Origin of the sequence: Myroides profundi (assembly GCF_000833025.1) — a bacterium.
Classification (GTDB): Bacteria; Bacteroidota; Bacteroidia; order Flavobacteriales; family Flavobacteriaceae; genus Flavobacterium; species Flavobacterium profundi_A.
In genome coordinates this window covers 1,859,727-1,880,163 of sequence record NZ_CP010817.1, presented here as the reverse complement: position 1 = coordinate 1,880,163, position 20,437 = coordinate 1,859,727, and the positions used below count along the sequence as shown (strand labels likewise).

Here is a 20,437-nt window from a genome sequence, read left to right as displayed (position 1 = left end):
AGATTGATTACATTGATATTTCACTTTCGAAAGTACTTCTGCTTTGTATAATACAGGGGTAATTTTCTTTCAGTCAAGTGTAATAATCTTTCAGTAAAAGACTAATTCTATATCAGAGTAGTGTACTATTTGGACAATAACCTTTAGTTAACACTAGGATAATCTATTCTACACATTCTTCTAGTCATTTTTAAAGTGTGAAGGACTATGTTCAAAGCGCTTTTTAAAAGATTTACTGAAGTATTTTGGATCGTTAAAACCACATTCAAAACAGACTTCTGAAATTGTCAAGTCCCCTTTCTCGATCAATACTTTTGCTTTTTGTAAGCGCATTTCAATTAATATTTCTAAAGGAGATTGCTCTACAAACTCTTTAAACAAACGATAGCACTTCATCTTAGAAATACCTAGCTCTACTGTCAATTGATCTACACTGAACGAGGCATCACTAAATCTTGCATTCATCATTTCCATTCCTTTTCTAAACAAACGTTCATTAGGTGAAAGATTCACTATAACATCCTCTGTTAGATTCGCCTTCCAAAGGACTGTATTGCTTTCCTTGTTTTCCTTATCATAGCGAATACGCTTAAAAACCATATTATCTAAGGTCGTTTTACCAACTGGTAAGTGAATAAAATCACTAACTCCCAATTGACTCAATTGCTCTTGTACAAAATAATCTACTGTCTCTGCAATATAAAAGATAAGTAACCTTTGTTTCTGAGCCTGTTTTTTAATCTGTGCAAATAAAGATAAAGTGCGATCAGACATCTCAATATTATAAAGTACTAATGCGTCATACTTATAATGCTCTATATTCCCTACCACTCTACTCACACTGTGATTATAGACCAAATTAGTATCTTCTTGTCCAGCCAATAACTGTTTGACAATTGCCTTATCCTCTTCTTTAGCATACACTAGAATATTGTTTTTATCCTTTGGGAGCACTTGTAGCTCTTCTAAGAATTCATTCCAATTCCCTTTCTCAATCCCTTTATTCTCTTCTAATGGAACTAAAGGAATAGATATGCCAAGAGAGAACACTGACTGACTATTAATCATCAGTGTACCATTTAGATTTTGTAATAAAGTCTCAAAAGCTCTATAGTAAGGACTAAAATTTCTGTTGTCATTCCAAAACGCAAATAAAGTATGACTCACAGAGTCTAAATCAATATATAAAACATTGTTCTTCATATAGAAACGAACCGTTATTTGCTGATTATCTTCTAAATATTTATAACATTCGTATAGCAGATAACGCAAGCACAGTTTAAAACGCAATAAATCTACTTCTACCCACTGAGCATCTACTTCATTACACACTACTACCTCTACACCATACTTCTCTTTTATCGCTCCCCACTCCTCTTTTAGGTGCTCTATAAAAGAAGTCATCTCTACACTTACTAATTCTATAGTATCAAAATCCTTAACCTGCTCTATATAGTTCCACTCCCGAACCATATCATAAACTTTAATCAACTCCTCCTTTTGTGTCGTTTCTACATTAAGTTCTTCTAGTATCCCCAATGTATTGACAATAGGCTTCTTAATTCTAGACAACAAGAAGATTCTGAAATTCTCCATCTCTATATCGTCATTCTTTAATTTGCTATGTAGATTCAGTAATTCTCCTTTCTGTTGTTGTATCTCTTGATTTAGAATACTAAGCTGTTCATTTTTATTAGCGAGATGTCTCTTTTGTGCTTCCACTTCCTTTGTGCGATCTCTTACTTGTTTTTTAAGCTCGATCTCTCTCTTTCTCATCTTCCTTTGCTTGATACGTACACGCCATAAAACAATCATCCCTCCAGCGATGACAAATAAAATAACAAAATAAGGCTGTAGAAAGAAAGGCTTTTCGATTTCAAAAGCAATCATATATACTATACGCTTGTCTTTTTGTACTGTATCACGTATCTCTATCTGATAGCGTTTATGGTCTAAATCATCTAAATTAACTTCTTTTTGAGGAAGAACCCTCCAATCGTCAAAAAGACCTACTATTCTATATTCAAATTGATTAATCGGATATTGATTAAAACCTATAGGATAGAGTGTAAGACGCAATTTATTCTCATCTGGATCAAAAAAACTAACCTTCCCCTCTTCTGCTATACGTTCATTGAGTAAGACTCTAAATTCTGGAGCTTTTTGATCATTTCTCAGATGTCCTGGATCTATAATATTTAAGCCTTTATTTCCTCCATAAAGCAGAAAGCCTTTTTTACTCTGACTATATGCTCCTTCAGAAAATTCTAGTCCTTGCCAACCAATATAATTACTAAAGTTTAAGACGTTATAAGTATGTTTGTCTATTGAAGCTATTCCTTTAGTAGTACTAATCCAAACATCATCCTGAGAAGGAGTAAGACTATACACCAAATGACTAGGAAGACCATCTTCTTCTCTAATTTGCTTCTTAAGTTCATAGTCAGTATCAAATACTGATATTCCTCCTAAAGTAGCCACCCATAGATCACCTGTAAAAGCATCTGCATAAGTAGAGAATACACTATTGCCTAGCAATCCTTTTTCTTGATTAATGATATTAATCTCCCCAGATCGACAATCGTAGAATACCACCCCATGTTCTTCAGTAGCTAAAATCAATAAATTATCTTGAATAGAAATATGACGAATATGGTATTGCTTTAATTTATCTTGATTGACAAAAGGTTCAAACTTTTTAGTCAATGCATTATACTTACTCACACCTCCCCAGCTCCCCATCCATAGATAATGATTGATATCTTCTGCGAAAGCATACGTTCTATTACTGATAAAATGCTTGGTAATTCCCTCTTGAAAAAACTCTTGTTTGCCCTGTTCTATTTTTACTACTCCTGCATAAGTTCCTATCCAGATATTACCATGAGAGTCCGAGTATAAACTGCGTACTCTATTCCAATCCTTATTCTCTTTATATTCTTCGATAACAACTGGTACGAAAGGTTCATTTCGCTTCTTTTGATAGAACACTCCTTGTGTATAATACCCTATCCATCTACCTCCTAGCTTATCTACTGCAATAGCGCGAATGGTCTCATGTGGTAAATGAGGTTGTCTCTCTGAATGAGAAAACACATAATCAAGACTTGCTTTATTCGTCGGTAGAATAGAGACTCCACCATCTTTAGTCCCTACCCATATATTGTCAAACTTATCTATATGCAGTACCATCACCTCATTACTGAGTAAACTATAAGGATGCTGCGGATCTACTTTGTGGTTTTCGATAATCTTATATTCCCCCTCTATTGCTCTTAACAGAAAAACACCTTGACTTTTAGTACCGATCCATGTATTCCCGTTAGCCTCTGTTGCAATAGCATTGATAATAAACTCGGGAAATTGCTCTCGTATATTTTCTAGTAAACTAGCTTGTACATAATACTGAGGTGACTTCTTTCTTGCATCCTCCACTAAGTGATCTGCCATATCCCCACTATAACGAGCATCTACAGACACAAACTGACCTCCTCTAAAAGTGAACCACTTTTTTGATTCTAGCTGTACGAGAATATTGCCTTGTTCATCTAAACTCAATACACGAGGCTCACTAGAAAAACTATAATTCTGAAATACATCATCCTTTATCCACAAACTAATCTGTTTTCCATCAGATAAGATCCACAAACGATCTTCTTTATCTCTTAGTAATGCATAAATATCATTACCTCCAATAGAATTAGGATTCTTAGGGTCGTGTTTGTAGACCTTTACTTGTTTACCATCGAATAGGTTTAGCCCATCCCAAGTCCCTATCCAGACTGCCCCATCAGGGTGATTTGCTATACAATTAATAGAATTATTAGAAAGTCCTTCTTTTGTAGTGATTGTTTTAAAGTGGACATTTTGCCCCCAAGAGAGGCAAGAAAACAGAAAAAATATAAAAAACCAACGCATCGGCACTATTATAGCTTATAAAATGCGTAAAAATAAAGGTATTCAAATATTTAGTCCGTAAGCCCAAGTTAAATTATAGTTACCTATATGTTAGAAAAAATGTTTTAATACTATATAGATAACACATCTCTTGGCAATATCTCCTTACTGGGATTACCAAACAACTGTATCTTATTCATTCTTTTATAATTTCATTTCTTCTTATATCATCACATAGATTAAAAATCTCTTTCCATATATCACTTTCTCTTATACCTTTAATACTCCATAAGTCAGTCCCCACGATACTCAAATATAGGCATCTAACCTTCACTGCTTTTTCATACGTTTCTATTGATATTCTTTTATTAGTAAGTAACTTTATAAGCGTATCACAATAAAAAAATGTACGAACATTAATATCGAATACTTCAAAAATCAAATACTCTATTTCATCATCATTACGATCTAGAAGAAAAGTACCACAACAATTAAGAGTTTCTAAAAAATAGCTATACAATTGTTCTTCACTAATCTCTTTCATCTTATTTATTCATCTTAATCTTCCTTTTATCACAAATATTCCCCATATATCCTGTCTCATAAAAATAACATCTATTAAGTATTGCTTTCCTCAAGCATTATTTAAACCATAACTAATAAGCCTTTTAGCAATATCTAGATCGCTTACATTCTTATAGGTCTCTTGATTTGATTCTTCAATCATGTCAAGAAACACATAGAAATCAAATAAACTTGACAACACTATATTATTAACTTCAAACTCTAACACTCCTTCTGTCTGTTCTATTTCAAAAAAAGAGAGCTCATTATCTATTTGAAAAGGTGTTTCCATATATATTTCGATAACCTCTGAATCAACATTCAGTGAGTACTCCTTACAAAAGTCTTGATACGCCCCTCCTTTTCTGAAATATTTCACTAAGTCCACTAACTTCATTGTGTCATCTAATTATAACATCTACATTACTGCTATACAACTACAGTATCATTCTAGATAAAGCAGTGTTTTTTAATTTAAGGTAAATCATTTGCTATTATAAGGGTATTAATACATAAATAGCACTTCCTCACACTTTGAATAAAATTAATCAAAATAATAAAACCAAAATACAACAATTCAAATAGTTATATAAAACAATTCCCATTACTTAATTCTCTTAGACACACCATTTATTTTTCCCCTTTACCTCCTACACCCTCTTTTCTCCTATCTATTTTTTTACTACCTTTGCCTACAGTAAAGGCTTTGACTCAATGTCCATTATTGAGAATATTCTTCTATTCAAAGTCTGGTACATCTCACCAAAAAGAAAGCACAAATCACAGCTTTCAAAATCTCAATTTTAAAATTTTAACAAGTTTTTTAACAGCATTAATTCACTGCGAACCGAGTATTCATGCGGTATACGTTGTGGTTTGTTCGGAAGGTGTTCGGAAAACACCCCCTTTTTCCGAACACCTTGCAAAGAACTTCCGAACAACGCCCATACAACCTTCCCGAAACCCTTGATATCACTAGCTTTATCGCATGCTTAAAATTCCTAAAAAACCCTAAATGTTAATATTTTTAACAGCTGTGATTTGTCCTGTTTTTAGAATTTATAGCGGTTAAAATATTCTCATATTTAGAATTTTCATAAGCTTTAGTATTTCTATAATAGAGTAAAAAACAGTCAATAAACTTATAGTAGGGCTCTGATTACCAAATTCTTTTATTTCATTCCTAAGAAATGGAACTCAACTGTTAGTCCTTTATTCTAAGACAAAAAAAAGAGCCCGAAGGCTCTTTCTTATTTATTGTTTCAATACCCATGAGAAAATCAATGGGGCTACAATAGTAGCATCTGATTCGATTACATAACTCGGTGTATCTACGTCTAGTTTACCCCAAGTAATCTTCTCGTTTGGAATACATCCTGAGTAAGATCCAAAAGAAGTAGTAGAATCTGTAATCTGACAGTAATATCTCCATCTCAATACTGAATCATCCTCTAAATCCTGTGCCCACATAGGAGCTACACACATAGCGAAATCTCCAGCAATACCTCCTCCTATCTGGAAGAAACCAACTCCTTGATCTACAGCATTCTTTTTATACCAATCTGCTAACCACACCATATAGTCTATTCCACTGTTCACTGTTCTAGACTTCAATTCCCCCTTAATTACATAAGAAGCGAAGATATTCCCCATCGTAGAGTCTTCCCATCCTGGTACTACGATTGGTAAGTTTTTTTCTGCGGCAGCTAGCATCCATGAGTTTTTAGGATCTATCTCATAATGCTCTTCTAACACACCGCTTAATAGTAACTTATACATATACTCATGTGGAAAATAACTCTCACCTGCTGCCTCACTGTCTTTCCATATTTTCTCGATATGCCCTTGGATTCTTCTAAATGCTTCTTCTTCAGGGATACACGTATCCGTAACACGGTTATATTTATTTTCTAACAGCGCTAGCTCATCCTCAGGAGTTAAGTCTCTATAGTTAGGAATTCTTTTATAGTGAGAATGCGCTACTAAGTTCATAATATCCTCCTCTAAGTTAGCCCCTGTACATGAGATAATAGCTACTTTGTCCTGTCTAATCATCTCTGCTAATGAGATTCCTAGCTCAGCAGTACTCATCGCACCTGCAAGAGAAATAAGCATCTTCCCTCCTTCATCTAAAAACTTTTCATACCCTTGAGCAGCATCTACTACAGTTGCTGAGTTAAAGTGGCGATAATTATGCGCCATAAATTGAGAAATAGGTCCTCTATTTTCCATTTTACTTGTATTGATTAAATTATTATTTAATAATGATATAGCCTTATCACGCTATTTTTGGGATACAAAGATTAGGATATAGAAAAAGCTTTTTTTTATCATTTGATAAAAAATGTTTTACATTTTTAGCAGTTATAATACACACTCTAATCAGGTTAAATTTTTGTACTTCAATAAAAATAACTTTATTTGTAATAGAGGGATTCCTCTATCGAATAACAACCAAAACAAATATTATGACACAAGCAATCCAAGACCTATATCCTGAGAGCTTAGCGCACTGCTATGGCTGTGGAAAAAACAATCCTAATGGACATCAACTAAAAACATATCTTGACGGAGAAGAAACAATCGCTCGTTTTACTCCAGATACTAAATATACCGCTATACCAGGAAGCGTATATGGTGGATTAATCGCTTCTCTACTAGACTGTCATGGTACAGGATCAGCAGCAGCATTTCTGTGTAAGCACAATAATATCCCACTAGAAGGCATTATACCTGTAAGATGTGTAACAGCTTCTCTTAAAGTTGATTTTAAAGCCTCTACTCCTATGGGAGAAGAACTAGTACTAAAGGGTAAACTAAGAAGCATAGAGAGCAGAAAGGTATGGGTAGATCTAACCCTAGAGGCTAATGGAGTAATCTGTGCTACGGGTGAAATCTTAGCTATACAATTAAAAGAGTAATGCCTTATGGCACGGATTATAAAATCCGCGCCAACTGAATAAAACAAGGGTAATCAATATACTGATTACCCTTGCTTATAACTAACTATCATATAAGGCATGGTACAGTTATAAATCTACACCAACTTAATAAATCTTCATCAAAAGAGTGACAAAACCGTACTAACGTATATGTCTTTATTAAGTATCAAGCCATTGCTTTATCGCTCGTGTTCTCTCTCTACTCAGATCTACCTCTACATCACCCTGTAACACTACACTTACCTTACTGTTTAGATTATTCTGAATAGCAGTAATGCTCTCATAGCTTATTAGATATTGTCTAGATATTCTAAAGAATCGATTAGGATCTAATTCTGATTCTAGTTCTTCCATAGTGAATGGTAATACGTGAACAGATTTATCAAACATAACTGCTTTAGACAGACGAAATTCTGTATAGATATAGGCAATATCACTTGTCTGTATAACTTTATACCTATCGTTATTACTCAGTAAAAAACGTGTTCTATAACTCTGTTTCTTTCCGTGTATAACCTCGGTTAGATTGCTTAAGATTTCTTTATCTAAAACTTGTAATTGGTGAAGTTTCTTATACTTCGTTATGCTTTGTTCTAAGGCAGATTTTTTGATTGGTTTTAATAAATAATCTATACTGTTAACCTGAAATACTTGCAAGGCATACTGATCATAAGCTGTCGTAAAAACAATCGGTACGTTTACTTCTATGGCATCAAATATTTCGAAGCATACTCCATCTCCTAATCTTATATCCATAAAGATTAGGTCAATATCATCATGCTGCTCTAGCCATTCTATACAGTCCTCTACACCTTCTATAACCTGCACGACCTGAGTATCTTCTTTTATATCCTGAAGTAAGGTAGTCAGATGCTGTGCATTATACTGTTCGTCTTCTACTATCAATACTTTTATCATAGCTTATAACAATGGGATTTTAACTCTAAAAACGGATACAGTCTGTTCTATCAAGACCTCTCTGTCTTCGATCAGTAAGTATCTCTTCTTTATATTCGTCAGCCCTAACTTAGAAGAATGAGGAAGAGTGTTCAATAATTGGAGGTTATTCTCAATAATTAAATATTCTTCTTCCCCATAAATATTCACAAAGAGGGGACTTTTTTTGGTTGCTTTATTGTGTTTTATTGCATTTTCTAATAACAATTGTAAGGTCATAGGTGGAATCTTCATTCCTAACAGCTCTGGTCTAACATTAATCTCTACTTGTATACTTTCGCCAAAGCGAATCTTAATCAAGTATAAATAATCAATCAAGAACTGTATCTCTTTGGCTAGACTGACTAAGTCATGCTCTAGGTTTACCAATAGATAGCGTTGTACATCCGATAATCGCTCTAAGAACTCACTTGCTTTCTCTTTATCTTCTTGGATCAGACTTCTTAACACACTGTAATTATTAAACATAAAGTGTGGGTCTAGCTGAGCTTTTAAAGATGCTAGTTGGCTCTGTAATACTATTTCTTTCATCTGTGCATTTTCATAAACGGATTCTTTCCACATCGTTATTAGCTTTCTTCCATTGTGTACAACGATAACAAATACAGTCAAACATAAGCCTATAAAAAACATCTGTCTAGCGTCTAACCAATCTTCTCGTGCTGTATGATCTTGATCTATTAAATAGTAATCTGTCACAATAACTAAAAATAAGAAGACTACAACACAAATAATCACATGTAATACTCCAAACCGAATTACTTCTTTTATGGAATACGTCTTTATCGGCAATCGATCTGACAGATAGATCCCTAAGGTCGTTACAATCCAACTGATAGCAATAAACCAAATCACATCTGCCGTAAAGGTATATCCACTCTCAAAAGAAACTATCTGATACTGATCCGCAGTACTAATAATGTACAACGAAAAAATAAAAAACAACGCTACTAAGAGCGTTAAAGCTACTCTATACCTCCATTCTTTCTTACTTTGCTTTTGTGCTTTCATTACAGATTAAAATTATAGTATTCTTTCCTGATTTTTTCGATTATATTCCTAAAGTAACAAAAAACAAAGCTCGTTTTACATTTTTTATAACTGAACTTGTCTTCCTTAGTCTTAAGTTAAGAAATAGCACTCAATTACAATACCAAAATAGGATTTAACTAATTATTTTCATCATATAATAATACCCTGAAAAGCCAAGTTTATCACTTGTTCGTTCGTCTAATTCGTTGTATTTTACTTCTACAAAACCTATTTGCTCATATAGCTTTTTTGCGCGAGGATTTTCTTTGATTACATCTAAACTTACATATCTTGCATGATGTTCTAAAGCTAACTTTTCTACTTCTTCTAATAGCATTTTACCAACTCCTAGTCCTCTAAAATTCTCATCTACTGCGATAGCATCTACATACACTACATCCTTATCTCTCTTAGATGGAAAGTACATGATGAGCTGTAGCATCTTATAAAGTCCTCTTATCAGCCCATATACCTTAATCATAATACTCAGAGAAATATTCAAAGTACATTGACCATTGTGTTGATAAGCTGCTACACCTATTAATTCTCCTTCACTAGAACGTGCCACGATAATATGCTTAGCATCTAGAGATGCTAAAATAACTTGATGTATTTCTTCCTCTGTCCCTAGTATTCCTTTTAGTTTTTCATTAAAAGCCTGTTGCAAAACATGAGCAGCAGTACTACGGTATCCCCTGCCCAGATATCTATTTATTCTCATCTTCTCTAATTATTCTTACACAAAAGTACAGGAGTATTAAGCTCCCATAGGGTATAGATACATCAATTGACATTTTTTGCTCTTGAATAGCCTATTCACTTCTATTTAACCCAGATTATGCAATAGACATATAAACGAAAAGTAATTATACAAAATAGGTCTGAATTAGTGATAAAAGCATACTATAGTATGGTTTTAGAGCTAATGAAAGAACTATGAAGTAGAATTGCTTTGTAGTATTTGGCTAATGCGTAATCTGGGTTTAAGCTTAATTGCACTATAATCATCGTTTCGGTGGCTTTAGTATAGAAATGAGTTAGTTAATGTAAAAGTTCCAATAAGCCATAAAACATCCTAATATATTTGCCTCAGAAATAAATGCTAATACCATTTTAATTATGAAGCAACTATTATTAATTCTATTAGGGGTAATGACTTTACCTTCTTGGGCTCAATCTCAATTACAAGGGGTGATAAAAGACACACAAGCCAATCCTATCGGATGGGCAACTGTAGTCTTACAAGCAAAGGACAATCCAAAAGAAGAATACTTTATCAAAAGTGAAGAAGATGGAACTTTTGTTTTTGCAGATATTAAGTCAAAAGGAAGTTTTAAACTAACTGCTAGCTTTATAGGGTATAAAGATGTATCCTCTACTATCACTATAAGTGATCATAATACGCCAATCAATCTAATCATAGAAAGTGACGAAAACATCTTAGATGAGGTAATGATCACCAGCCATAGAAAAGCTCTAAAAGTAACTCCTGGCAAAGCTACATTAAATATAGAGCAGAGTAACTTAGCACAAACACAGTCTGCCTATGATGTGCTAAAGACACTCCCTGGAGTTACTATTAGTCAAAACGGAGAATTAAAAATAAAAGGTAAATCAGGTGTCACAGTATTGATGGACGGACAGCCTACTCAGCTGTCTGCAGAACAATTAAAAACCATACTTAAAGGGACTCCTGGCTCTACTTTAGAGTCTATTGAAATTATGAATATACCTCCTGCTAATATAGATGCTTCTGGTACAGGTGGGGTAATTAATATTATCTCTAAGAAAAAGCTAGTTCAAGGCTTTTATGGAACAGTTAATTCAACTGTAGGTGTTAGTAATAAAGTAAGCACAGATCACTCTTTAAACTTAGGGTATGGCAATGATAACTGGAACTATAACTTTTTGTACTCATTTAGCTATTCGCCTGATAGATTAAGAGAGAGATATGATAAAAAAGATCTGGCTTCATTAGATCATACATGGTCAAATCAATCTCAATTCTCGGTTCTAAATAGTAAGTCTCACTTAGTCAAACTAGATATAGACAGAACATTTCAGAATGGTCATGTACTAAGCTTAAAGACTTCTATGGACTATAATGATACACCTAGTACAGTACATACCAACACAGAATTAGGAAATAATAATGATCTCTTTCACAGTGTACAAAAGAATGAGAGCAAGAGTAAATTGACTAATTTTAAAGCTGATGTAGTCTATAAAATGAAAATAGAAGAAAAAGAAAGTTGGACTATCTCCATCGGTACAATGTATGTCAAATCAGATATCAATGATGTAATCTATGGTAATAATGGACAACTATTACTGCCAAACGCCTTACTAACCAAACAACAGAATAAATATCCTACAAATAGAAAAGAGTTCAACTTTAAATCTGATTACCAGAAACAACTTTGGGATGAAGAAAATACAACTGCAAAAGTAGAGTTCGGCGTAAAGAGTAATTATTCTATTCTTAAAACAGATGAACGTTTATACACATTCATCTCCAATGGAAACAATATTAATGCTTTGCACAAAAGTCAATTTGAGTATAAAACAGGCGTACATGCTTTCTATGGTGCAGTAGATATGACATTCGATAAATGGGCTATAACAGCAGGTTTAAGAGGAGAATACACACATATCAATGGAGATACCTTAGCTCATAAAAAGTTAGTAAAACAAGATTACTTCTCGCTATTTCCTACTGTACAACTAACGTATACAGCTAGTGATTACTATTCTGTAATGGCTTCTTACTCTAGAAGAATAGAAAGGCCTGAATTCGATAAATTAAATCCTGCAGTGCGCTATTTAAATAATACAACAACATCTATGGGGAACCCTAATCTACAGCCTGAGTATTCTAATAATATAGAACTAGATCAGCAGTTCTTAGGTTTCATAGATTTATCTATCGGATATAGTCGCATTACAGACCCTATGCTATACAGTTATTTTAACGAAGGAATAAACAAATCTTATTTTACTAGTATTAATGGTAAAAGTAGAAGTGAATGGTACGCTTCATTATCTGCTCCTATACCAGGTATTAATTGGTGGGAAAACTACCATGGGGTTTACTTTTTTAATACTCGATTTGACAATAACTTAATCAATGAGAATAAAAATAGTGTTGGGGTATTTACCTATAACAACTTTAAGTTGCCTTATAATATGAATATCGAGCTTACTGCTTGGTACCAAAACGGAGGAATAGAATCTAACTTTAGATATCGTTCATTAGGGGAAGTGAATTTAGGAGTCAGTAAGAAATTCTTAAATGAGAAATTTACAGCTACACTTGCAGTAAGTGATCTGTTCAAAACAGGAGGTATTAGAACAACAATTTTAGAACATCCTGATCAACTGACCAACTTCACTGTAAAGAATGATATGAGAGTATTCAAACTAGGAATAACTTATAATTTCGGTGGAAAGAACAATAAAGGAGATGCTCCACAAGAGGAAACAACGATAAACAAAGGACATCCTCCTGTCAAGATTATTAAATAGACCATCAAATAATTATGTTTCAATAGGTCAATGAGGTATGTATTATTTTCAACTTCTTCACTATTCTTATATAGTACATGTCGTAGTTGACCTCGGAGAGGCTGTCTTATTAGGCAGCCTCTTATCGTTTTATGAATTCTCTATTACTAAATAAATAGAAGTACTAGTGTTATTCCTACGGCTCCGTTTTCTTGAGCGAAAAATGGTAAACTCCTTAGTATAATAAATAGCAGAAATAGCCTTTGATTGTTTTGTTTTATAAAAATGACTTTTGAAAATATTTTGAAAATTTGACTGTGAAAGTTTATGGATGTAGATGGCTTTTATATAAAGACTCTTAATACTTATAACTATCTAGATTTCTTATTTTATCTTAGCTCAACACATCAATAATAAGTCTGGCTAAGTATTTACCTAAATAAATACACATACAATGAAAAAAAAGATTGCTATTATAGGAGGTACTGGTCAAATAGGATATGCTATCACTAACTTTTTTGTACAACGCAATTGGGAAGTATATCTTCTATGTAGAAACAAGAATTCTTTTGATTCATTCCTATCTTTATTAGAAACAGCTTCACTTGCTTTCATTTCTAATATAAAACCGATATATAGAACTAGAGAAAATACGCATACACTAGAAAATATAGCAAGTATTCAACCCGATATACTAGTTGATCTACTTGCCTTTACTGCAAAAGATGCTAAACAAATACTCTCTATTGAGAAGCACATCGGTCAGTATATTGTTCTTTCTTCTTCAAGTGTATATAAAGATAGAACTGATAGAACTTTAGACGAAGCTAGTGTTACTGGATTTCCTTATTTTTCTTTGCCTATAAAAGAAAACACTCCTACAGTACAAGCTGGTGATACCACCTACTCAACCCATAAAATAGCGATGGAAGAATACTTTTTAAAATACAGTAATAAACCCGTTACAATTTTAAGACCTTGTGCCATATATGGTATTTGTTCTCATCATCCCAGAGAGTGGTGGTTTGTCAAAAGACTACTAGACAAAAGACCTTATATACCCCTAAAGTTTAACGGAGAGAGTACTTTTCATATCTCTTCAACACAAAATATAGCTAAGGTAATATGGGCTTGCATAGGGAGTAAAGATTACAAAATAGTAAACGTAGCTGATAAATCTATTCTAACTGTAAAAGAAATAGGAGAATTCATTACAAATCAGTTAGATTATAAAACGGAGTTTGTTGCTTACAACTCTATTGATTCTAAGAATGCCTTTATAGGTTTTAGTCCTTGGTCAGTGGCGGCTCCTTTTACCTTAGACACAAGCTATATTGAGCAGCTATTAAGTAATGTAGGATTAGAACTAGGCAGTTATCAAGAAGACAGCAAAGCTTATATAAAATGGCTCTCTAGCTTTAGTTCTGAGAATTGGGAAATACACTTCCCTCAATTAGCCGCTTATTCTTTTAATCAGTTTGATTATGAGAAAGAGGACTTATTATTACAAAACTTTATGAATCAAAAAAAATGAATAACCAATCTTTACCTCTTCAAGTTACCCAAACCACAGAATTTCTTATCGATACTTTAGAGAAAACTCTTCAAGGTATTTACCTTTATGGATCTTATGTAATGGGAGGATTAAAACATAAAAGTGATATTGATCTTTTTGTTATCGTTAATCAAACGTTATCTCTGGAAATAAAGAAAGCACTCATAGAACAATTACTTGTACTATCAGGAGAAATTGACAATAACCAAGGCAAAAGGTATTTGGAAGTAACCATTGTAAACCAATCAGAATTAAGTAAGTTAGCATTTCCCTTACACAGAGAGTTTCAGTATGGTGAGTGGCTAAGAGAAGAATATAGCAATGGATACATTCCTGAGACTGTAAAGGATGAAGACCTTACTATCTTACTTAGAAAAGTGAGACTTAATAGCTTAACTCTATATGGAAAAGAAGCTACTGAAGTAATACCTATTATCTCAGATACCGTATTTAATAAGGCTATTTTAGCATCTCTTCCTAACTTAATAAGAGAAATAGAAGATGATGAGATAAATGTTATTCTTACCCTTTGTAGAATGTATTACTCTATTCAAACTGGGGAAGTAATCTCAAAAGACAAAGCAGTAGATTATATACTGCCTATTACTCCTGATAAGTTTAAACCTATACTTGTTCAGGCTAAAGCTGTTTATTTAGGAGAAAGCAATGTTTCTAAAGATACAGATGTAGATGTACTGCATCAGTTTACCACTTTTATAGCTACACTAATAAAAACAAAAAAATGAAATCAAATCCTAAAACACTTGGTATATTAGCTGGAATGGGACCTCGTTCTACAACACCTTTTTTAGAACAAGTCCTTGATGAATGTCAAAGACAATATAATGCTACGTTAGATGAGGAGTTTCCTAAGATTATTATCTATTCCTTACCTACTCCATTTTATTTAGATAAAGAAATAGACCATGATTTAATGCAGAAAACAATTATCGAAGGATTAAAAAAATTAGAAGATAATGGAGTTCACAGTATTGCTATGCCTTGTAATTCAGCTCATATTTATATAGATCATCTACAACAAGCTATAAAAACAAAGCTTTTTAATATTATTGAGCAAACAGTTAATCAATTACCTACAAATAAAACAAACGTAACCTTATTTGCAACTAAAACAACTTTTGATTCTAATCTCTACCAAAAAGAGATACTTGCAAAAGGACATACTTTTGTCTTTGAATCTCATTGGCAAACTCTTTTAAATGAAGTGATATCAGGAATTAAAAAAGATAAAAGCAATCCTCAAAACTTAATCCTTTGGGAAGAATTACTTCATAAGGTTAAAGATAAAACTAATTGTATTGTTATTGCTTGTACAGATCTAAACGTTGTGATGCAGCGTAGCGCTGTTGATACTTATTTTGTCGATTCTTCCTTAGCACTAGCTAAAGCAGTTGTTCAAGATTATTTAGACAACTAATTCACATTGAATATGTAATGTAGCTAATAACGTTATATAACTATAGTTTTATATTATTTCAAAAGAAATGAGCATACAAACCAACTCTAAAGAGGTTCTATATTCTCATTTCTTTTTATTGCTATCTCTGTTATTTTATCTCCGTGAGTATCTCCCCAAACTTCCATAGCGTCAATAACCATAAGTAGTGTCTTGCCAAACTCTGTTAGCTTGTATTCTACATGTAGTGGATACCCCTCAAAGATTTCTTTTGAGATAATTTCATAATCCAAAAGCTCGCTTAATTGTTGGTTAATTACCCTTAATGTTGCTGTTGGTATTGCTTTGTGAATATGAGCTGGTCTATTGGTTCCATTATTAATACAATTAATAATACAAGGTTTCCATTTTCCTCCAATAACTTTCATAGTAATTGAAACTCCATAATCGAGTAATTGTGGTATTTTATTATTGTACATAAATCAGTTTTGTAATCTTAATAATAGTTCAAATATATTGAATGATTTTTAAATACTTTATAGGGATAATTTTATCTATATGATTCTTTTAGCCTATATTCCATATCTTTTTTCTTGTTTTTACCTTTGCTATATAGATAAATTAAAAAGGTAAATAACTTACGATATGATAGAGAAAAACAAAGATAAGGTACTGATTATAGGCGCAACTGGACAAGTGGGATCAAGGATTATTAATACCTTACTTGCAAACAAAGCCAATGTGAATATAGTTGCTGCTATACGCTCAGAACAACAGAAAGAAAGTTTTGAGTCAAGACAAATAGATACGGTATTTATAGATCTAGATGATCCTTCTACACACCTAAATGCTCTAGAAGGAATCGATACGTTATTTCTTCTAACAGGGTATACAGTCAATATGCTAAAACAAAGTAAAACAATCTTAGACAATGCTAAAAAAGCAGGGGTTAGAAATGTAGTTCATCTAGGGGCTTGTGGACGCGATGATACTGCTGTTGGACATTGGGCTTGGCATCAAATGGTAGAACGCTATATCGAGTGGCATGGATTTACTTTTACGCATTTGCGCCCAGAAGCTTTTATGCAAAACATTCTAAGTTATGGTGGAAAGAGCACGGCTGAAAAAGGCATTTTAAACGCTTATCTAGCTGATGCTAGACAAAGCTGGGTCGATGTAGATGATATTGCTTTAGTAGCCGCTAAAGTCATTGAATCGCCTGCTAAACACGCAGGGCAAACCTATAGACTTGGATATGATGCTAAAAACTATGCGGAGATAGCTGAGCTTATCACTAATATTGTTGGTAAACCCTATGAGTATATCGCCTTACCACCTGTGGATTTTCTTCAAGATATGATTAATGCTGGCGCAGAGATGAGCTATATGACCTGCGTATATGAGCATTGGAAATTATATGCTGACGGACTAATACCAGGAGCTGATGATGTCTTTGATAATTTCTATGCCATAACTGGTAAACAGCCCACAAAATGGCCTGAGTTTATTGCAAAACACAAAGAGCAATTAAGTTACTAAGTATAGTTACTCTTAGCTATTATACTAACGCCACTGGTTACTTATATAAAAGACCTACTTTTGTAAGTAGCCTCTTAAAATTATGATATAACAAATGGAAACTAACAGTCAAATACATATCGAGATATCAAATACTCCTATGCTGGACAAGTTATGCTTCTAATTTTATTCGCATACCAGACAAAAAGATAACAATCGTTGTATTGACAAATAACACAAAAATTAGCGCTATTGAAATTAGCCATCAATTGGCTAGTATTGTTTTACAATAAGCAAAAGCATAGAAACAAGACAGCTTGCTTTGTTTGTCATTCTTGATGATGTAAACAAAACAAACTGTCTCTTATTTTCAGATTCAGTGAGCCTAAAACATGGCTATATTTTTTAGGATTACATTAAATTTTATCTTTCTTCCTTCTTTATTTTTATCGTTAGTTTGCATAGTATTTTATCTTGATTGGTATCAAAATAAGAAAAACTTATATCGCTAAGCATTTAATGACACTAAGTGGTCGTATTTAGAATTACATAGCAAACCATAATTTCAACCTACTTTGTCACAGATATCCAATCAACAAAATTACATAAGTCAATCAATTCTTCTTGTTTTAGTTGAACTACAGTGTTAGCACTACCCCCAGCAGGATAGAGCTCTTGATGTTTTTTTAAAGATTCATCAAAATAGATTTTAGTTGATGCCTTTACCTTAAAAGGACAGACTCCTCCTACTCGATGGCCTACTAACTCTTCTACATCTTCATATTTAAGCATCTTAGCTTTAATACCAAAAGTGTCTTTAAAAGATTTATTATCTATTTTACTATTTCCTGAAGCGACGACAAGAATAGCAGTTCCCTCTTCTGGGGCATAAAGTGTTATACTCTTTGCTATTTGGTCGCTATCACAACCAATCGCAATTGCAGCTTCACCTACAGTAGCTGTACTCTCCTTAAATTCAATAAAACGATCTTCAAAACCCTTGCTTTTTAGATAGTCTCTCACTTTTAAATGGTTCATAATAATTAATATTGGTTTTTAAAAATAGGAATTATAATACAATTGACAAGATTAATTAGTAAAGACTTCTTTTCTATGAAAGCCAAAAAATGCCGCTTATTGCCATATCAATTAGTATTTTTAATGAACTACCCTGAGGCAGAGTCTCGAGAAAATCTTTTGGTTATAATTTGTAATATCTTAAAAAGATATTACAAAACTAAAACTATACAAAGTATAGCATATTAGTCTAATGCGAGATGAAAATAGCTCAAAACACAAATGACAAGAAGTAGTAAACTGTATCGTAATATAATCTAATTAATCAAAGATATTTTATAGATGAGTTATACTAAGACTGATTTATCTTAGGTATAATTTAACTAAGTCGATTATCCTTGAATTATAAAATAAGTTGCTACTATCAAAAACAACACTTCGATCTTCCCTTACCAATTATTCAACAAAAACAACAATTCATTCTCGTTATTTACTCTATATTTATGCATCCTTTATAAATCAACTCATAGTTCATATGTATCCAATAGAACATATCATTCGTATCGATAAAAAAAGTAAAATGCCTATCTATAGACAAATTGCTATATCAATTATCAATGCAATAAAAAATGGATATCTTAAAGCAGGAGATCAACTCCCAGGAAGTAGAGATTTAGCAAATTCTTTAAACCTTCACAGAAAAACTATAATTGCAGCTTACGAAGAACTGTATACACAAGACTGGATTTCTATGTCACCTCGAAAAAGAGCAACTATATCAGAGTCCATTCCTAATCTCAAAGCATCAAAGTGGGAGGAATTCTCTAGTATACAATCCTATGATATTGACTTTAATTTACCTTTTAATCAATACCATGATGTAGATCACTCTGTAGAAGAAAACACAGTTATTCCAGATATTATTATCGATGATGGTTTTCCAGATATTAGACTTTCTCCTATAAGTGCATTACTAAAGACCTATCGCTCTTATGTTACAAGAACCTATTCAATTAAAAATGCTAATCTTGAAAACCCACAGGGAACCCTCGCCCTAAGAGAACAACTTGTCAATTACCTATCCGAAACAAGAGGGCTTATTTTCTCTAAAGAGAATATTCTTATTACTCATGGAGCACAAATGAGTATTTATCTATCAGCACAATTATTACTCAATAAAAAGGCAAAAATTGTTGTAGCTAAACCTAATTACCCAAAAGCTAGTCAAACATTCAACAATACTGGAGCGAAAGTGTTAGAAATAGGAATAGATGAAAAAGGATTAAAAACAGATGAACTAGAATCACTTTGTAAAACAACAACAATAACAGCTGTTTATGTTATTTCTCATCATCACTACCCTACTACTGTCACTTTAAGTGTTGACAGACGTATTCATCTCTTAGAACTTTCTAAGCAATATCACTTCGCTATCATAGAAGATGATTATGACTTTGATTATCACTATACAACTCCTCCATACCTTCCATTAGCTAGTGGCGGGCATAATGGTAATATTATTTACATCGGTTCATTTTCTAAGATATTAGGACCATCCATTCGTATAGGTTTTATGGTCGCTCCCAAAAACTTCATTCAACAATGTGTTGAACTAAGAAAAACAATTGATGTAGGAAATGATGCGTATATGCAAAACTCTTTAGCTAACTTGATTAAAGAAGGAGAGTTTACAAGGTATTTTAAAAAAGCTAAAAAGTTTTATCAGGAAAGACTAGAGTTATTAGATCAACTATTAAAAAAGGAACTGAACAAGTATATTTCTTACACTTTGCCTACAGGAGGGATGGCAGTATGGATAAAAGTAGATAAACAATTTCCAATATCAGCAATACAAAACCTATCCAAATTAAGGATTAAACATATCAGTAAAGAAGAGAATGCTTTTAGATTTGGATTTGCTTCTTTAAATGAGAAAGAAATTCTTCAAGCTATTCATATTCTGAAAGATTATTTTATCAAACATCAATAAATGCAACACCTCGTGAGAAGTTACACACGAGGTATTCCATTTAT

At 32.9% G+C, this 20,437-nt stretch carries 16 protein-coding genes; 7 read left to right on the top strand and 9 right to left on the bottom strand.

Annotation, left to right across the window (positions count from 1 at the left end):
- Nucleotides 1–180: 180 nt before the first annotated feature.
- The 4 genes from MPR_RS08240 to MPR_RS08225 all read right to left on the bottom strand — a co-directional run bounded on the left by MPR_RS08240 (nucleotide 181) and on the right by MPR_RS08225 (nucleotide 6,693).
- Nucleotides 181–3,918, bottom strand: coding sequence for an AraC family transcriptional regulator (locus MPR_RS08240; RefSeq protein ID WP_041891374.1), 3,738 nt, complete (start codon nucleotides 3,916–3,918; stop codon nucleotides 181–183).
- A 175-nt stretch (nucleotides 3,919–4,093) separates the two neighbouring features.
- Nucleotides 4,094–4,441, bottom strand: coding sequence for a hypothetical protein (locus tag MPR_RS08235; protein WP_041891368.1), 348 nt, complete (start codon nucleotides 4,439–4,441; stop codon nucleotides 4,094–4,096).
- A 90-nt stretch (nucleotides 4,442–4,531) separates the two neighbouring features.
- Entirely contained in the window at nucleotides 4,532–4,858 is a 327-nt protein-coding gene (locus MPR_RS08230; protein ID WP_041891366.1) for a hypothetical protein, read from the bottom strand.
- A gap of 857 nt (nucleotides 4,859–5,715) precedes the next feature.
- Nucleotides 5,716–6,693, bottom strand: a complete 978-nt coding sequence (locus MPR_RS08225) for a deoxyhypusine synthase family protein (RefSeq protein WP_006258986.1) — start codon at nucleotides 6,691–6,693, stop codon at nucleotides 5,716–5,718.
- Nucleotides 6,694–6,929: 236 nt separating this feature from the next.
- On the opposite strand from MPR_RS08225, the gene MPR_RS08220 reads away from it, so the two are divergent.
- Nucleotides 6,930–7,382, top strand: a complete 453-nt coding sequence (locus MPR_RS08220) for a PaaI family thioesterase (RefSeq protein WP_041891364.1) — start codon at nucleotides 6,930–6,932, stop codon at nucleotides 7,380–7,382.
- A 180-nt stretch (nucleotides 7,383–7,562) separates the two neighbouring features.
- Here MPR_RS08220 and MPR_RS08215 read toward each other — a convergent pair whose 3' ends face one another.
- The 3 genes from MPR_RS08215 to MPR_RS08205 form a co-directional block, all read right to left on the bottom strand.
- Entirely contained in the window at nucleotides 7,563–8,321 is a 759-nt protein-coding gene (locus MPR_RS08215) for a LytR/AlgR family response regulator transcription factor (RefSeq protein ID WP_041891361.1), read from the bottom strand.
- A 3-nt stretch (nucleotides 8,322–8,324) separates the two neighbouring features.
- The gene (locus MPR_RS08210) at nucleotides 8,325–9,371 is read right to left on the bottom strand and encodes a sensor histidine kinase (RefSeq protein WP_041891355.1); all 1,047 of its coding nucleotides are present in this window, start codon (nucleotides 9,369–9,371) and stop codon (nucleotides 8,325–8,327) included.
- A 154-nt stretch (nucleotides 9,372–9,525) separates the two neighbouring features.
- Nucleotides 9,526–10,113 carry a GNAT family N-acetyltransferase gene (locus MPR_RS08205; RefSeq protein WP_235280642.1) on the bottom strand — a complete coding sequence of 196 codons (588 nt, stop codon included), beginning with the start codon at nucleotides 10,111–10,113 and terminating at the stop codon, nucleotides 9,526–9,528.
- A 398-nt stretch (nucleotides 10,114–10,511) separates the two neighbouring features.
- Here MPR_RS08205 and MPR_RS08200 point away from each other — a divergent pair, with 398 nt between their 5' ends.
- The 4 genes from MPR_RS08200 to MPR_RS08185 all read left to right on the top strand — a co-directional run bounded on the left by MPR_RS08200 (nucleotide 10,512) and on the right by MPR_RS08185 (nucleotide 15,889).
- Nucleotides 10,512–12,917 carry a TonB-dependent receptor gene (locus MPR_RS08200; protein ID WP_041891352.1) on the top strand — a complete coding sequence of 802 codons (2,406 nt, stop codon included), beginning with the start codon at nucleotides 10,512–10,514 and terminating at the stop codon, nucleotides 12,915–12,917.
- Between the two features lie 433 nt (nucleotides 12,918–13,350).
- Nucleotides 13,351–14,430 (top strand): NAD-dependent epimerase/dehydratase family protein, encoded by a 1,080-nt coding sequence (locus tag MPR_RS08195; RefSeq protein ID WP_052472681.1) that lies wholly within the window; start codon nucleotides 13,351–13,353, stop codon nucleotides 14,428–14,430.
- The gene (locus MPR_RS08190; protein ID WP_041891348.1) at nucleotides 14,427–15,197 is read left to right on the top strand and encodes an aminoglycoside nucleotidyltransferase ANT9; all 771 of its coding nucleotides are present in this window, start codon (nucleotides 14,427–14,429) and stop codon (nucleotides 15,195–15,197) included. Before MPR_RS08195 ends, MPR_RS08190 begins: the two co-directional genes overlap by 4 nt.
- Nucleotides 15,194–15,889 carry an aspartate/glutamate racemase family protein gene (locus MPR_RS08185; protein ID WP_041891345.1) on the top strand — a complete coding sequence of 232 codons (696 nt, stop codon included), beginning with the start codon at nucleotides 15,194–15,196 and terminating at the stop codon, nucleotides 15,887–15,889. The genes MPR_RS08190 and MPR_RS08185 overlap by 4 nt, the downstream gene beginning before the upstream one ends.
- Before the next feature lie 86 nt (nucleotides 15,890–15,975).
- On the opposite strand, the gene MPR_RS08180 is transcribed toward MPR_RS08185, so the two are convergent.
- The gene (locus MPR_RS08180; RefSeq protein WP_235280639.1) at nucleotides 15,976–16,296 is read right to left on the bottom strand and encodes a winged helix-turn-helix transcriptional regulator; all 321 of its coding nucleotides are present in this window, start codon (nucleotides 16,294–16,296) and stop codon (nucleotides 15,976–15,978) included.
- Nucleotides 16,297–16,513: 217 nt separating this feature from the next.
- Here MPR_RS08180 and MPR_RS08175 point away from each other — a divergent pair, with 217 nt between their 5' ends.
- Nucleotides 16,514–17,407, top strand: coding sequence for an NmrA family NAD(P)-binding protein (locus MPR_RS08175; RefSeq protein ID WP_041891338.1), 894 nt, complete (start codon nucleotides 16,514–16,516; stop codon nucleotides 17,405–17,407).
- Nucleotides 17,408–17,956: 549 nt separating this feature from the next.
- On the opposite strand, the gene MPR_RS08170 is transcribed toward MPR_RS08175, so the two are convergent.
- Complete coding sequence (locus tag MPR_RS08170; RefSeq protein ID WP_041891335.1) at nucleotides 17,957–18,424, bottom strand: YbaK/EbsC family protein; 468 nt, start codon at nucleotides 18,422–18,424, stop codon at nucleotides 17,957–17,959.
- 514 nt (nucleotides 18,425–18,938) lie between these two features.
- Here MPR_RS08170 and MPR_RS08165 point away from each other — a divergent pair.
- Complete coding sequence (locus tag MPR_RS08165) at nucleotides 18,939–20,393, top strand: aminotransferase-like domain-containing protein (protein ID WP_200890580.1); 1,455 nt, start codon at nucleotides 18,939–18,941, stop codon at nucleotides 20,391–20,393.
- The last annotated feature ends 44 nt before the right edge of the window (nucleotides 20,394–20,437 follow it).

What these genes read in the sequence shown, in the direction of transcription:
- MPR_RS08165 (WP_200890580.1), top strand. Translation starts at nt 18,939, where the DNA reads ATGTATCCAATAGAACATATCATTCGTATCGATAAAAAAAGTAAAATG.
- MPR_RS08200 (WP_041891352.1), top strand. Translation starts at nt 10,512, where the DNA reads ATGAAGCAACTATTATTAATTCTATTAGGGGTAATGACTTTACCTTCT.
- MPR_RS08220 (WP_041891364.1), top strand. Translation starts at nt 6,930, where the DNA reads ATGACACAAGCAATCCAAGACCTATATCCTGAGAGCTTAGCGCACTGC.
- MPR_RS08175 (WP_041891338.1), top strand. Translation starts at nt 16,514, where the DNA reads ATGATAGAGAAAAACAAAGATAAGGTACTGATTATAGGCGCAACTGGA.
- MPR_RS08210 (WP_041891355.1), bottom strand. Translation starts at nt 9,371, where the DNA reads ATGAAAGCACAAAAGCAAAGTAAGAAAGAATGGAGGTATAGAGTAGCT.
- MPR_RS08205 (WP_235280642.1), bottom strand. Translation starts at nt 10,113, where the DNA reads ATGAGAATAAATAGATATCTGGGCAGGGGATACCGTAGTACTGCTGCT.
- MPR_RS08170 (WP_041891335.1), bottom strand. Translation starts at nt 18,424, where the DNA reads ATGAACCATTTAAAAGTGAGAGACTATCTAAAAAGCAAGGGTTTTGAA.
- MPR_RS08225 (WP_006258986.1), bottom strand. Translation starts at nt 6,693, where the DNA reads ATGGAAAATAGAGGACCTATTTCTCAATTTATGGCGCATAATTATCGC.
- MPR_RS08215 (WP_041891361.1), bottom strand. Translation starts at nt 8,321, where the DNA reads ATGATAAAAGTATTGATAGTAGAAGACGAACAGTATAATGCACAGCAT.
- MPR_RS08235 (WP_041891368.1), bottom strand. Translation starts at nt 4,441, where the DNA reads ATGAAAGAGATTAGTGAAGAACAATTGTATAGCTATTTTTTAGAAACT.
- MPR_RS08190 (WP_041891348.1), top strand. Translation starts at nt 14,427, where the DNA reads ATGAATAACCAATCTTTACCTCTTCAAGTTACCCAAACCACAGAATTT.
- MPR_RS08185 (WP_041891345.1), top strand. Translation starts at nt 15,194, where the DNA reads ATGAAATCAAATCCTAAAACACTTGGTATATTAGCTGGAATGGGACCT.
- MPR_RS08180 (WP_235280639.1), bottom strand. Translation starts at nt 16,296, where the DNA reads ATGAAAGTTATTGGAGGAAAATGGAAACCTTGTATTATTAATTGTATT.
- MPR_RS08195 (WP_052472681.1), top strand. Translation starts at nt 13,351, where the DNA reads ATGAAAAAAAAGATTGCTATTATAGGAGGTACTGGTCAAATAGGATAT.
- MPR_RS08230 (WP_041891366.1), bottom strand. Translation starts at nt 4,858, where the DNA reads ATGAAGTTAGTGGACTTAGTGAAATATTTCAGAAAAGGAGGGGCGTAT.
- MPR_RS08240 (WP_041891374.1), bottom strand. Translation starts at nt 3,918, where the DNA reads ATGCGTTGGTTTTTTATATTTTTTCTGTTTTCTTGCCTCTCTTGGGGG.